General features: G+C 57.6%; 11 protein-coding genes. 8 read left to right on the forward strand and 3 right to left on the reverse strand.

Annotated elements, in window-relative coordinates; genetic code table 11:
- Positions 1 to 78 precede the first annotated feature (78 nt).
- Positions 79 to 849, forward strand: a complete 771-nt coding sequence (ygiD, locus tag C1N56_RS02730) for a 4,5-DOPA-extradiol-dioxygenase (protein WP_369974313.1) — start codon at positions 79 to 81, stop codon at positions 847 to 849.
- A gap of 35 nt (positions 850 to 884) precedes the next feature.
- On the opposite strand, the gene C1N56_RS02735 is transcribed toward ygiD, so the two are convergent.
- The 3 genes from C1N56_RS02735 to tolC form a co-directional block, all read right to left on the reverse strand.
- A complete protein-coding gene (locus tag C1N56_RS02735) occupies positions 885 to 2,048 on the reverse strand; it encodes a glutathionylspermidine synthase family protein (protein WP_394517090.1) in 1,164 nt (387 codons plus the stop codon).
- A gap of 8 nt (positions 2,049 to 2,056) precedes the next feature.
- Positions 2,057 to 2,731 carry a DUF1190 family protein gene (locus C1N56_RS02740; protein ID WP_021509614.1) on the reverse strand — a complete coding sequence of 225 codons (675 nt, stop codon included), beginning with the start codon at positions 2,729 to 2,731 and terminating at the stop codon, positions 2,057 to 2,059.
- Between the two features lie 141 nt (positions 2,732 to 2,872).
- Positions 2,873 to 4,345 (reverse strand): outer membrane channel protein TolC, encoded by a 1,473-nt coding sequence (tolC, locus tag C1N56_RS02745; RefSeq protein ID WP_021509613.1) that lies wholly within the window; start codon positions 4,343 to 4,345, stop codon positions 2,873 to 2,875.
- Positions 4,346 to 4,558: 213 nt separating this feature from the next.
- On the opposite strand from tolC, the gene nudF reads away from it, so the two are divergent.
- From nudF to C1N56_RS02780, 7 genes are all read left to right on the forward strand, one after another.
- Complete coding sequence (gene nudF / locus C1N56_RS02750) at positions 4,559 to 5,194, forward strand: ADP-ribose diphosphatase (RefSeq protein ID WP_058776538.1); 636 nt, start codon at positions 4,559 to 4,561, stop codon at positions 5,192 to 5,194.
- Positions 5,191 to 5,616 (forward strand): DUF1249 family protein, encoded by a 426-nt coding sequence (locus tag C1N56_RS02755; protein ID WP_021509611.1) that lies wholly within the window; start codon positions 5,191 to 5,193, stop codon positions 5,614 to 5,616. The genes nudF and C1N56_RS02755 overlap by 4 nt, the downstream gene beginning before the upstream one ends.
- Positions 5,617 to 5,680: 64 nt before the next feature.
- A complete protein-coding gene (gene cpdA, locus C1N56_RS02760; RefSeq protein ID WP_058759776.1) occupies positions 5,681 to 6,508 on the forward strand; it encodes a 3',5'-cyclic-AMP phosphodiesterase in 828 nt (275 codons plus the stop codon).
- Between the two features lie 3 nt (positions 6,509 to 6,511).
- Positions 6,512 to 7,093, forward strand: coding sequence for an esterase YqiA (gene yqiA, locus C1N56_RS02765; RefSeq protein ID WP_058771368.1), 582 nt, complete (start codon positions 6,512 to 6,514; stop codon positions 7,091 to 7,093).
- A 46-nt stretch (positions 7,094 to 7,139) separates the two neighbouring features.
- Positions 7,140 to 9,035, forward strand: coding sequence for a DNA topoisomerase IV subunit B (parE, locus tag C1N56_RS02770; RefSeq protein ID WP_021509608.1), 1,896 nt, complete (start codon positions 7,140 to 7,142; stop codon positions 9,033 to 9,035).
- A 271-nt stretch (positions 9,036 to 9,306) separates the two neighbouring features.
- Entirely contained in the window at positions 9,307 to 10,206 is a 900-nt protein-coding gene (locus C1N56_RS02775) for a LysR substrate-binding domain-containing protein (RefSeq protein WP_059009799.1), read from the forward strand.
- Positions 10,207 to 10,464: 258 nt separating this feature from the next.
- Positions 10,465 to 12,588 (forward strand): Ig-like domain-containing protein, encoded by a 2,124-nt coding sequence (locus C1N56_RS02780; protein ID WP_104188260.1) that lies wholly within the window; start codon positions 10,465 to 10,467, stop codon positions 12,586 to 12,588.
- Positions 12,589 to 12,627: the final 39 nt, after the last annotated feature.

Consider the following 12,627-nt stretch of genomic DNA (forward strand, 5'->3'; position numbering starts at 1 on the left):
CGTTTTTCCCCTGGCGAAAGCGCGTATCGTGACAGTCATTAACGCGATCCCGACGCCAGAGGATGAATAATGACCCGCATGCCCGCTCTGTTTCTCGGCCACGGCAGCCCGATGAACGTATTAGAAGACAACCGTTATACCCGCGTATGGCAACAGCTGGGCGAAACCCTGCCGCGTCCGCGCGCTATTCTCGCCATCTCGGCGCACTGGTACACGCGCGGCACGGCGGTGACGGCGATGAGCAATCCGCGCACCATCCATGATTTTGGTGGCTTCCCGCAGGCGCTGTTCGACGTGCGCTATCCGGCGCCGGGTTCGCCAGCGCTGGCACAGCGCGTTATCGATCTGCTGGCGCCGGTAGCAGTGCAGGCCGATCAGCAGTGGGGCTTTGATCACGGCTCGTGGGGCGTGCTGGCGAAGATGTATCCACAGGCGGATATTCCGCTGATTCAGCTCAGCATCGATGGCACCCAGCCGGCGGCGTGGCATTTTGCGCTGGGACGTAAACTGGCGGCGCTGCGTGACGAAGGCGTGATGCTGGTGGCCAGCGGCAACGTGGTGCATAACCTGCGCATGATTCGCTGGCAGGGCGCGGAAAGCGCTTATCCGTGGGCGGAGAGCTTCAACCAGTTTGTGCGCGATAATCTGGACTACGAAGGCGAGGCGGTGCAGCATCCGCTGGTGAATTATCAGCAGCATGAAGGCGCGCAGCTGGCTAACCCGACGCCGGAGCACTATCTGCCGCTGCTGTATATTCTCGGCGCGCGAGCTGAAGGTGAGGCGGTGAGCATCCCGGTGGAAGGCATGGAGATGGGTTCGATCAGTATGCTGTCGGTGCAGGTTGGCTGACACCTGTGCCGCCCGCAGACCGGGCGGCACGTGCGTTACTCAATAAAGGTGTGCGGATAGAAACGTGACAGATCCTGGGTGATCAGCGCACGATCTTCGCGCAGACCGATACCGGCAGGCTGATCGTCAATCAGCCAGCTGCCAATTAGCGTGTAGCTGTCGCCAAATTTCGGCAGCGGCCAGAACTGCTGGACGATCATGCCCTCTTCGCCATAGGGGCCGTCGGCGCGCGCGATTTCCTGACCGTTTTCCACGATGGTGATATTGGCACCTTCGCGGGAAAACAGCGGTTTCACCACATATTTTTCCATCTGCGGCGCGCTGGCATCATCGGCAAACCAGGCGGGCAGCAGGTTAGGATGGTTGGGGAACATCTCCCACAGCAGCGGCAGCAGCGCTTTGTTGGAGAGAATGCTTTTCCACGCCGGCTCCAGCCAGCGCACGCCGGCATCGGCCAGCTTGGTCGAGAACATCTCGCGCAGCATGAATTCCCACGGATAGAGCTTGAACAGGTTGCTGATCACCTGATCGTGCTGATCGGTAAACTGACCTTTTTCGCCCAGCCCGATCTCATCAATGTAGAGAAATTCACTCGGCAGGCCGGCTTCAGTGGCGCAATCCTGCAGATACTGTAACGTGGCGCGATCCTCTTCCGTATCGCGACAGCAGGCAAAGTGCAGCCAGTTAAAACCGTGCTGCTGGTGCAGCGTGGCGAAGCGCTCAATCAACTGCTCCTGCAGGCTGTTGAATTGATCGCTGCCCTGCGGCAGGTTGCCGGCGTTGAGCTGATCCTCCAGCCAGATCCACTGGAAAAACGCCGCTTCGTACAGCGAGGTTGGCGTATCGGCGTTGTTCTCCAGCAGCTTGATCTCGCCTGTGCCATCCCACGCCAGATCGAGGCGTGAATAGAGCGAGGGCTGACGCTGCTGCCAGGATTCGCGCACAAAATCCCAGGTGTGTTTCGGAATGCAGAAACGAGTGAGCAGCGCTTCGCTGTTCACCACTTTTTCTACCGCCTGCAGGCACATCTGGTGCAGTTCAGCGGTGGCCGCTTCCAGCTGTTCAATTTGCGCCAGCGTAAACTGGTAATAAGCGTCTTCGCACCAGTAGGGTTCGCCATACATGGTGTGAAACTGAAAGCCGTACTCGGTCGCCTTTTCGCGCCAGTTCGGACGTTCGCTGATAGCAATACGTTGCATGCGCGGGCTTAGCCTCCCAGCGAGCGGCTGCCGGTGCTGGTGGCACTGCTGCGCTGCATGGTGTTCTGTTTGGCTACCGTCTCACCAAAGCCGCCACGGGTGATGGTGGACGTAGTGGCCGGTTTTGGCGCCAGCGCAGTTTTCGGCACGTTTACCGTCCGGCCCGAGGTGGCCGCACCGTAGTTCTTACCGGAAGCATCAACAAACTGGCCGTTAGCCGGGCTGTTAGGGGTTTTTGGCGAGAACAGTGGCTGCTGCGCAAAGCCGGCACCGCCGCCCATCAGACGACCCATCATGTAGCCAGCCATCAGAGGCATCCAGAAGCTGCCGCTCTGCTGCGCTTCAGCGTTGTTCGCCGTGGTACCGACGCCCGCCTGTGCCGGGGTTTGCTGACACTGGTTTTCGCCGAATTCCGCGACGCAATCTTCACGCGTGGCGTATTTTGGCGCGGTGCGCTCAGCCTCTTTCAGCGCGTTGTTGTAAGCGGTGGTGCACTGAGCGCTCTGGCCCGGATTGGCTTTCGCACAATCATCGGCGTTCTGGTACATCGAAACCGTTTCATCGCTCTGTTCGCAGCCTGCCAGCATAAACACGGCGGTGACCGCCAGTGCGACCGGCGTTAAATGGCGTGCCTGCCAGCTTTTACGGAAAGCGGCATGACGAATATTTTTTGTCCGTTTCATTATCTTCATCCTGTGCCCAAAGGTGGGGCTTAGGATAGGTGATGAGTGGTGGAAAATGAAGCGGGAAGCCGGGTGGCAAGGGGATCTTTACGTTGTTATACGTTTGAATGCGAAAGGGGCCGCAAGCGGCCCCTTGAAGGCTTAATTAGCGAAAGGATTGGCGCTGTTACGTGCCGCGGCCGGACGGGCCTGAGCGGCGGCGGACGCGGAGGTCGCTTTCGGGCCGTTATCCACGCGCGCGGCCTGCTGGCTGTTTTCCGGCGCGACCACTTCTGGTGAGGTCGTCACTTCTTTGCCCAGCGTGCTGTTCAGCTGCTGCAGATCCTGCTCGTTCAGCGTGCCCAGCGCATATTTGATGTTCAGCTGGTTAATCAGGTAGCTGTAACGCGCATTCGACAGCTGCTGTTTAGCGTTAAACAGCGTGGTGGTCGCGTCTAACACATCAACGATGGTACGCGTACCCACCTGATAACCGGCTTCCGAAGCATCTAATGAGCTCTGCGCCGAGATTACCGACTGTTTGTAAGCGTCGATGCTGCTGATCGAAGCGTTCACGTTGTTGAACGAAGAACGGACGGTCTGAATCGCGCTACGGTGCGCGCCTTCAAGCTGCTCGCTGGCGGCGACGAAGTTATACTGCGCCTGTTTCACCTGCGAGGTCACTGAACCGCCGCTGTACAGAGGCAGTGAGAAGCTCAGGCCAACCTGGTTGGAGCCGGTGATCGAGTCGGTGGTACCGGCGCTCTGATTAGCGCGGCTGCCGCCGTATTTGCTGTTTGACAGACCGGTAGAGGCGGTCAGATCCAGCGTCGGCATGTGGCCGGACTCAGCGGAGCGAATCTGCTCACGCGCCAGATCCTGGCTCAGACGAGCAGACAGCAGGTTGAGGTTACGGCTCTCAGCCTGTTTCAGCAAATTGGATACCGCTTCCGGACGCGCCGTTTTGAAACGATCGATATTCAGTGACGCCAGCGACAGATAATCCATGCCGGTGATCTGACGCAGCGATTCCACCGCGTTATCCAGGTCGTTACGCGCGGTTACTTCGTTGGCCAGCACGCTATCGTATTGAGCACGGGCGTTCTGCACATCGGTGATGGCCACCAGACCGACGTTAAAACGCTGGGTGGTCTGATCCAGCTCGCGGTAGATCGACTGTTTCTGCGCTTCAGTGTAAGAAAGCGTATCAATGGCCTTCAGCACGTTGAAATAGGCGGTTGCGGTGTTCAGGATCAGATCCTGCTGCGCTACCTGATAAGTAACGTCCTGAATGCCGGCCGTTTTTTCCTGCAGCGTCAGCGCACGCCATTTCGACATGTCGAAAATCGTCTGCGTTAATTGCAGCGAGGCGCTGGTCGTGTTGGAATGGAGACCGCTGTTGTCGCGATAGCCGCTGTTATAGGTATAATCTGCACCCAGACCCAGCTGCGGCAGCAACGGGCTACGCGCTTCGTTAATTTTCTCAAAAGCAGCGTCGCGATCGGCGGCTGAAGCACGCAGATCCGGGTTGCTGAGGCGCGCCTGCTGGTAGACCTGCAACAGGTTTTCTGCCTGGCTGGCAAGGCTGAAACCGCCCAGGCTCAGTCCAATAAAAAGTGGGAGCAGTTTTTTCATTTGCATTCCTTGTGTTGCAGCAAATGCACAGAGAGTGTGCTGCAGGTAAGCCAAAAAATAATCGCCGATTCTACAGAGGCGGCGTCAGAGATAAGTTGGCTGAACGTGCCTTCTCCCCCTAATTTACGTAAATAATTCAGAAAGAACCACTCGGACGGAGCACAAGGGTTGGCTTTTCTTCGCTCCATCCCAATCTGCATAAGGAACCAGATGATGGCGGGTGAAAAAAAATCCCCTGTGACTTTCACAAAAAACGATGTAGAAATTATTGCACGCGATACTCGCTACGATGGTTTTTTTTCCATCGTCAGCTACCGCTTCCGCCATCGCCGCTTTAACGGCGAGATGAGCGGTGAAGTGGTGCGCGAAGTTTTTGAGCGCGGACACGCTGCCGTGCTGCTACCCTATGATCCCCTGCGCGACGAAGTAGTGCTGATCGAACAGATCCGCATCCCGGCCTATGATTCCAGCGCCACGCCCTGGCTGCTGGAGATGGTGGCCGGCATTATTGAACCGGGCGAAACGCCGGAAGATGTGGTGCGTCGTGAAGCGGTCGAAGAGGCTGGCCTCAAGGTTGGCCGCGTCAAACCGATAGTGAATTACTTAGCCAGCCCCGGCGGAACCTCTGAGCGTTTGTCGGTGCTGGTGGGCGAAGTGGATGCCAGCCAGGCAGAGGGAAACCACGGGCTGGAGGAAGAGAATGAGGATATTCTTGTGCATGTGGTAAGCCGCGAACAGGCTTACCGCTGGGTGGAAGAGGGGATTATTGATAACGCGGCATCTGTCATCGCTCTGCAATGGCTGGCGTTGCACCATGAGAAACTAAGAGAAGAGTGGAAGCCAACATGAAACAGCGCTATACCCCTGATTTCCCCGAAATGATGCGTCTGTGCGAAACCAATTTCGCTCAGCTGCGCCGCCTGCTGCCGCGCAGTGACGAGGCAGGTGCGTCGGTGATGTATCAGGTGAACGGCGCCAGTTATCAGCTGACTATTGAAGAGTCGACGCGCTATACCACGCTGGTGGAGATCCGCCAGGTGGCACCCGCAGTGAGCTACTGGAGCCTGCCGTCCATGTCGGTGCGGCTCTACCATGATGCGATGGTGGCTGAAGTGTGTTCCACTCAGCAGATCTATCGCTTCAAAGCGCGCTATGATTATCCTAATAAAAAATTGCATCAGCGCGATGAAAAACATCAGATTAACCAGTTCCTTGCCGACTGGTTGCGGTACTGCCTGGCGCACGGCGCGATGGCCGTGCCGGTGTGCTGATAGCGATACCCTGAATCCGCACGGGTATATAACGCAACGATAGCGTGGAGAGAAAGGAAACGCTTTGGATAGCCTGCTAACTCTTCCTGCGGCAAATGGGTCCGATATCAGGATTTTACAAATTACGGATACCCATCTTTTCGCGGGAAAACATCAATCGCTGCTTGGAGTGAATACCTGGTCGAGTTTTGATGCGGTGCTGGACGCCATCGCGGCGCAACAGCGCGATTACGATCTGATTATCGCCACTGGCGATCTCGCCCAGGATCACACCGTCGAAGCTTATCAGCATTTTGTTGCGGGCATTGCACGTCTGCCGAAGCCGTGCGTCTGGCTGCCGGGCAATCACGATTTTCAGCCGGCGATGGTGGATACGCTGGCGCAGGCCGGCATCGCTGCGGACAAGCATGTGCTGCTCGGCGAGCACTGGCAGCTGGTGCTGCTGGACAGCCAGGTTTTTGGCGTGCCGCACGGCATGCTGAGCGACTATCAGCTGGAGTGGCTGGACCGCACGCTGCGTCAGTTCCCCGATCGCTACACGCTGGTGCTGCTGCACCATCATCCGCTGGCCTCTGGCTGTACCTGGCTTGACCAGCACAGCCTGCGCAATCCGCATCAGCTGGATGCGGTGCTGCAAAACTTCCCGCTGGCGCGCCACCTGGTGTGCGGCCACATTCATCAGGAGCTGGATCTCGACTGGCACGGCCGCCGCGTACTGGCGTCGCCTTCGACCTGCGTCCAGTTCAAACCGCACTGCACCAACTTCACCATTGATACTGTGGCGCCCGGCTGGCGCTGGCTGACGCTGCATGCGGATGGCACGCTACACACCGAAGTGAATCGTCTGCAGAGCGATCTGTTCCGTCCGGATCTGGATTCCGAGGGCTACTAAACCATGGCGGCGCTGATTTATCTGCACGGATTCAACAGCTCACCGCAGTCGGCTAAAGCGACGCAGTTACAGCAGTGGTGTCAGGCGCAGCATCCGCACATTGAGGTGCTGGTGCCGCAGCTGCCGACTTTTCCCGCTGAGGCTGCTGCGCTGCTGGAAGAGCTGGTGATGCAGTATGCCGGGGAACCGCTCGGGCTGGTGGGGTCATCGCTCGGTGGTTATTTTGCCACCTGGCTGTCGCAGTGTTTCATGCTGCCGGCGGTGGTGGTGAATCCGGCGGTGCGGCCGTTTGAACTGCTGGTGGATTATCTGGGTGAAAACCGGAATCCCTACACCGGCCAGCAATATGTGTTAGAGTCTCGCCACATTTACGATCTGAAAGTGATGCAGATTGACCCTCTGGAAGCGCCCGATCTACTCTGGCTGCTGCAACAAACCGGCGATGAAGTGCTCGACTATCGCCAGGCGCTGGATTACTACAGCGCGTGCCGTCAGACGGTAGAAGAGGGCGGCAATCATGCCTATATCGGATTCGAACGCCATTTTGCGCAGATGATTGATTTTCTGGGACTGAATACTCCCTGATGCTGCGGGATGGGCCCATTTTCCTATTGCTAATCAGACTGTTACGATGAGCCAATCTAGCTATAATGCTGACGCCATTGAGGTTTTAACCGGCCTCGAACCGGTACGTCGCCGTCCGGGCATGTACACCGATACCACACGCCCTAACCATCTGGGCCAGGAAGTGATCGATAACAGCGTCGATGAGGCGCTGGCCGGTCACGCCAAACGCGTGGAAGTCATCCTGCACGCCGATCAGTCGCTGGAAGTGATCGATGATGGCCGTGGTATGCCCGTCGATATCCACCCGGAAGAGGGCGTGCCAGCGGTCGAACTGATTCTCTGTCGCCTGCACGCCGGCGGTAAATTCTCCAACAAAAACTACCAGTTCTCCGGCGGTCTGCACGGCGTGGGGATTTCGGTAGTGAACGCCCTGTCGAAGCGTGTGGAAGTCACGGTGCGCCGCAACGGTGAGATTTACCAGATCGCCTTCGAAAACGGCGATAAAGTGCAGGATCTGGCGGTGATTGGTACGGTAGGCAAACGTAACACCGGCACCAGCGTTCACTTCTGGCCAGACGAAAGCTTCTTCGACAGCCCACGCTTCTCGGTCTCCCGCCTCAAGCACCTGCTGAAAGCCAAAGCGGTGCTGTGCCCGGGCGTCGAAATTGTCTTTAAAGACAAGGTGAACGATACCGAGCAAACCTGGCTGTATCAGGATGGTCTGACGGATTACCTGAGCGAAGCGGTGAACGGCCTGCCAACGCTGCCAGAAAAACCGTTTGTCGGCAGCTTTGCCGGTGATGTGGAGGCGGTCGACTGGGCGCTGCTGTGGCTGCCGGAGGGCGGCGAGCTGCTGACCGAAAGCTACGTCAACCTGATCCCGACCATGCAGGGCGGAACGCACGTTAACGGCCTGCGTCAGGGCTTGCTCGACGCGATGCGCGAATTCTGTGAATACCGCAATATTCTGCCGCGCGGCGTGAAGCTGTCGGCGGAGGATATCTGGGATCGCTGCGCCTATGTGCTGTCGGTCAAAATGCAGGATCCGCAGTTTGCCGGACAGACCAAAGAGCGTCTCTCCTCACGCCAGTGCGCGGCGTTTGTCTCGGCGGTAGTGAAAGATGCCTTCAGCCTGTGGCTCAACCAGAACGTGCAGGCCGCCGAAATGCTGGCCGAGCTGGCGATCTCCAGCGCACAGCGCCGTATGCGCGCGGCGAAAAAGGTGGTGCGTAAAAAGCTGACCAGCGGACCGGCGCTGCCCGGCAAGCTGGCCGACTGTACCGCGCAGGATCTGAATAAAACCGAGCTGTTCCTGGTGGAAGGGGATTCTGCGGGCGGCTCCGCCAAGCAGGCGCGCGACCGCGAATATCAGGCGATCATGCCGCTGAAAGGCAAGATCCTCAACACCTGGGAAGTGTCGTCGGACGAAGTGCTGGCATCGCAGGAAGTGCACGATATTTCGGTGGCGATCGGTATCGATCCGGACAGTGAAGATCTCAGCCAGCTGCGCTACGGCAAAATCTGTATCCTCGCGGATGCCGACTCCGACGGCCTGCACATTGCCACGCTGCTGTGCGCGCTGTTTGTGAGGCACTTCCGCTCGCTGGTGCAGCAGGGCCACGTCTATGTGGCGATGCCGCCGCTGTACCGCATCGACCTCGGTAAAGAGGTGTATTACGCGCTCGATGAAGACGAAAAAGAGGGCGTGCTGGAGCAGCTGAAGCGGAAAAAAGGCAAGCCGAACGTGCAGCGCTTTAAAGGTCTGGGTGAGATGAACCCGCTGCAGCTGCGCGAAACCACGCTCGATCCCAACACCCGTCGTCTGGTGCAACTGACGGTCGACGAAGAAGACGTCGAGCAGACGTTACGGATGATGGACATGCTGCTGGCGAAGAAACGCTCGGAAGACCGCCGCAACTGGCTACAGGAAAAAGGCGACCTCGCCGACCTCGAAGTGTGATGCAAACGGGACGCTGCGGCGTCCCTTTTTTATGCCGGCAACACGCGCTATCGCTGCCCGTCCCGATCTATCCCATCGCCGCATGTCCGTTAATAAAAACCGCGTGTGCGCGGCATAACCAGGCCGCCTGCTGACCCGGGTCAGCGATAATCCCTGCGTTTTGCTGCATTGTGGTATCCTGCCGCTGCTGAACGTGGAGCAATCTACCTCAGCAGCCGTGAGAACGAGGCTAAGACCGGTCTCGAAGTAGCAATGCGCTGAGGTAGGAAGAGTGAAAATCACACTGGAAGAGTTACGCGCCTGGGTCGCGGTGGTGGACACCGGTTCGATTACCGCCGCAGCGGAACAGCTGGATCAAACCAGCTCCGGCATCAGCCGGGCGCTGAGCCGCCTCGAAAGCAAACTGCAAACCACACTGCTGCACCGCACCACGCGTCGCCTGGCGCTGACCGAAGAGGGGCTGATTTTTCTCGATCACGCGCGGCAAATCCTCGCGTCGGTGGAGCAGGCCGAAGAGCATATCGCGCAGCGGCGCGACATTCCCTCCGGACGGCTGCGCGTCAACGCCAATACGCCATTTACCCTGCATGTTATCGTGCCGCTGGTTGCCGAATTTTGCGCGCGCTATCCGCAAATTCAGCTGGAGCTGAACACCGATGACATTGTCATCGACCTGCTTGAGCAGCAAACTGATATCGCTATTCGCATTGGTGAACTGCGCGACTCCACGCTGCGCGCGCGCGTGCTGGGCAGCAGCGCGATTCGCCTGCTGGCCAGTCCGGCCTATCTGGAAAAAGCCGGCGCGCCACAGAGCGTGAAAGATCTGCTGACGCACCAGCTGCTGGGATTCAGCCAGCTGGACGCGCACAATGTCTGGCCGGTATGGCAGCGTGAAGGCGAGTTTTTGCGCATCAAACCCACGCTGTGCGCGTCGAGCGGCGAAACCCTGCGCCAGCTGGCGCTGGCCGGCCAGGGCATTGTGCGGCTATCGGATTTTGTCAGCCGCGAGGATCGCGCCAGCGGCCGGCTGGTGCAGGTGCTGGAAAATGACACGCGCGAACTGCGCCTGCCGATTCACGCGGTGTACTATCGCAACCAGTCGCTCAGTTCCCGCATCACCTGTTTTCTGGATTTTTTACGGGAAAAAATTCAGGAAAATCATCTGTTATAGTCCTGTTCTGTTTGAATAACCTTTCCTGTTATGTTCTGCCCTCATCGATAAAAACGCTTTAATTCAATCGGTTAATGATTTAGCTATCTTTCGGCCGCCCATTTAAGAATTTTTTCCTAACGGGACATTTCTTATGTCTCGGATTTATCTCTTTCCGGATTATGTCGCAACTTTGAGCCCACCCGTGGGCAGAGCCAGGGAGATTGCGGCGCTTGCCTGCAAACGCGCAGTCAAAATTAATCGACGGAAGGAAGAATCATGAACGTTTCACCCGTAAGTGTGGCGGTTATCGATAAGAAAACCATAACCAAAGCGGAAGTGCTGCGCGCCGGTAAAGACGGCAAAGCAGTGAAGATTCAGGCAATTACCAACGGTAAATATCTGCTGACGCAGAACCAGGACGGCACCGCGCCTGAAAACATCACCGTTAAACGCGCAGGGAAAAACCTGCTGGTGATGCTGGAAGGCTCAGACGCCAGCAAGCCGGATCTGATTATCGAAGATTTCTTCGCTAAATCCGGCACCTTAGTGGGTAAAGCGGAAGACGGCGAAATGCACGCTTACGTCGCGACGGACGGCAATGCCGACCACGAAGCGGCCGCGCTGGCCGACGGCGAAACCACCGCGCTGGCGCTGGGTGAAGGCAGCGTTGATGATAATTCCGGCTACGCACTGGCCAGCGGCTTTGAATGGTCGCCGGCGCTGATTGCGCTGGGTGGCCTGGCGGCTATCGCGGCAGCGGCAGGCCTCGGCTATGTCGCGGCGAAACACCACTACGACAATAACGACGGCAGCCACAGCGGCAAAGGTGAAGGCGGCGGTGGCAGCGGCGGCGGCGATATCAGCAAGCCCACCATCAGCGATGTGATTGATGATATCGGCGACGTAACCGGTTCGGTAGCAAATGGCGGCCGCACCGACGACACCATGCCCACCTTCAACGGCACCGGTACGCCAGGCAATACCATTGAAATATGGGATGGTGAGACGCTGCTGGGTGAAGTGCTGGTGGATGACGAGGGTAACTGGACCTTTACGCCGGAAAAACCGCTGGCGGCTGGCAATCACAGCATCGTTACCGCCGAGCGTAACGCCGAAGGCGTGGTGGGTGAAGAGAGCGATCCGTGGGAATTCATCATCGATCTGACTGCACCAGCCAAAGGCACCATCGGCAGCGTGATGGACGATATGCAGGATCCGCCGGTGCTGATCGAAAAAGGCGGCGTGACGAAAGACAATACGCCAACGCTGACCGGTAAAGCTGAAGCGGGCTCGACGGTAGAAATCTGGAACGATGGCGTGAAGCTGGGCACCGCAAAGGTGGACGCCGAGGGTAACTGGACCTTTACGGCTCCGGCGCTGCAGGATGGGCGACACGAGCTGAGCATCGTGGTGGTCGATCAGGTGGGTAACAAATCTCTGCCATCCGATCCGTTCATCGTTGATGTGGACACCGTGGCGCCGGAAAATCCGGGCATTGGCGTGATCAAAGACAGCGAAGGTAATCCGCTGGAAGACGGTTCCACCACAAAAGATCTGCGTCCGACGCTGGAAGGCACCGGTGAAGATGGCGATATCGTGGTGATTATCGACAACGGCAAGCCCATTGGTTCGGTGATTGTGGAAGACGGCAAGTGGACCTTCACGCCAGAAAACAATCTGCAACCGGGCGAGCACGAGCTGGAAATCGTGGTGCGCGATCCGGCAGGCAACGAATCGCCGGCCTCTGAAAAGGTCACGATTGGGTTTGAAGGCGACACGCAAGTGCCGGTCGATCCTGAGCCTGTTGACGGCCTGCCCGATCCGGACGTTCCGGTTTCCGGCATGATTGAGCATATCTTTAAAGACAATAACGACGCCGGCGTGCGTACGCCAATCGAAAACGGCGGCGCGATGAACGATCCGAGCATCATTGTCGCCGGTAAAGGCGTGCCGGGTGAACTGGTAACCATCTATATTGTCGGTCTCGAGAACAGCTACAGCTTCACTACCACGATTGGGGCTGACGGCAAATGGGAGCTGACGACGCCGGATCTGGCGGATGATGTTTATCAACTGCGCGGCGTGTTCTCCAGCGATGGCGAAGTGACCGGCAAAACGGACATTTATGAAGTGGAAGTCGACACCATTCCACCGCCGCCGCCGGAGATTAATGCGCTGGAGCTGGCCGGTCTTGATATTTCCGCTCTGCTTTCCCTGGACAATCATGAACTGTTCAATGAGGCCGACGATCAGCCGCAGCCGATTAATGCGGAATTACTGCAGCTTAATAACGATGCGTTTAATGACTGGAATAATCAGGAAAGCCAGAGTGGTGTGATAGCTGAAAATAATTCCCAATCAGATGCGCTGTTCTTACAGAACGAAATCGAACAATTCTAATTTATCTGGAGCATACAGGTGCAATTTATTGCACCTGTG

The organism is Pantoea sp. SGAir0175 (assembly GCF_043547855.1).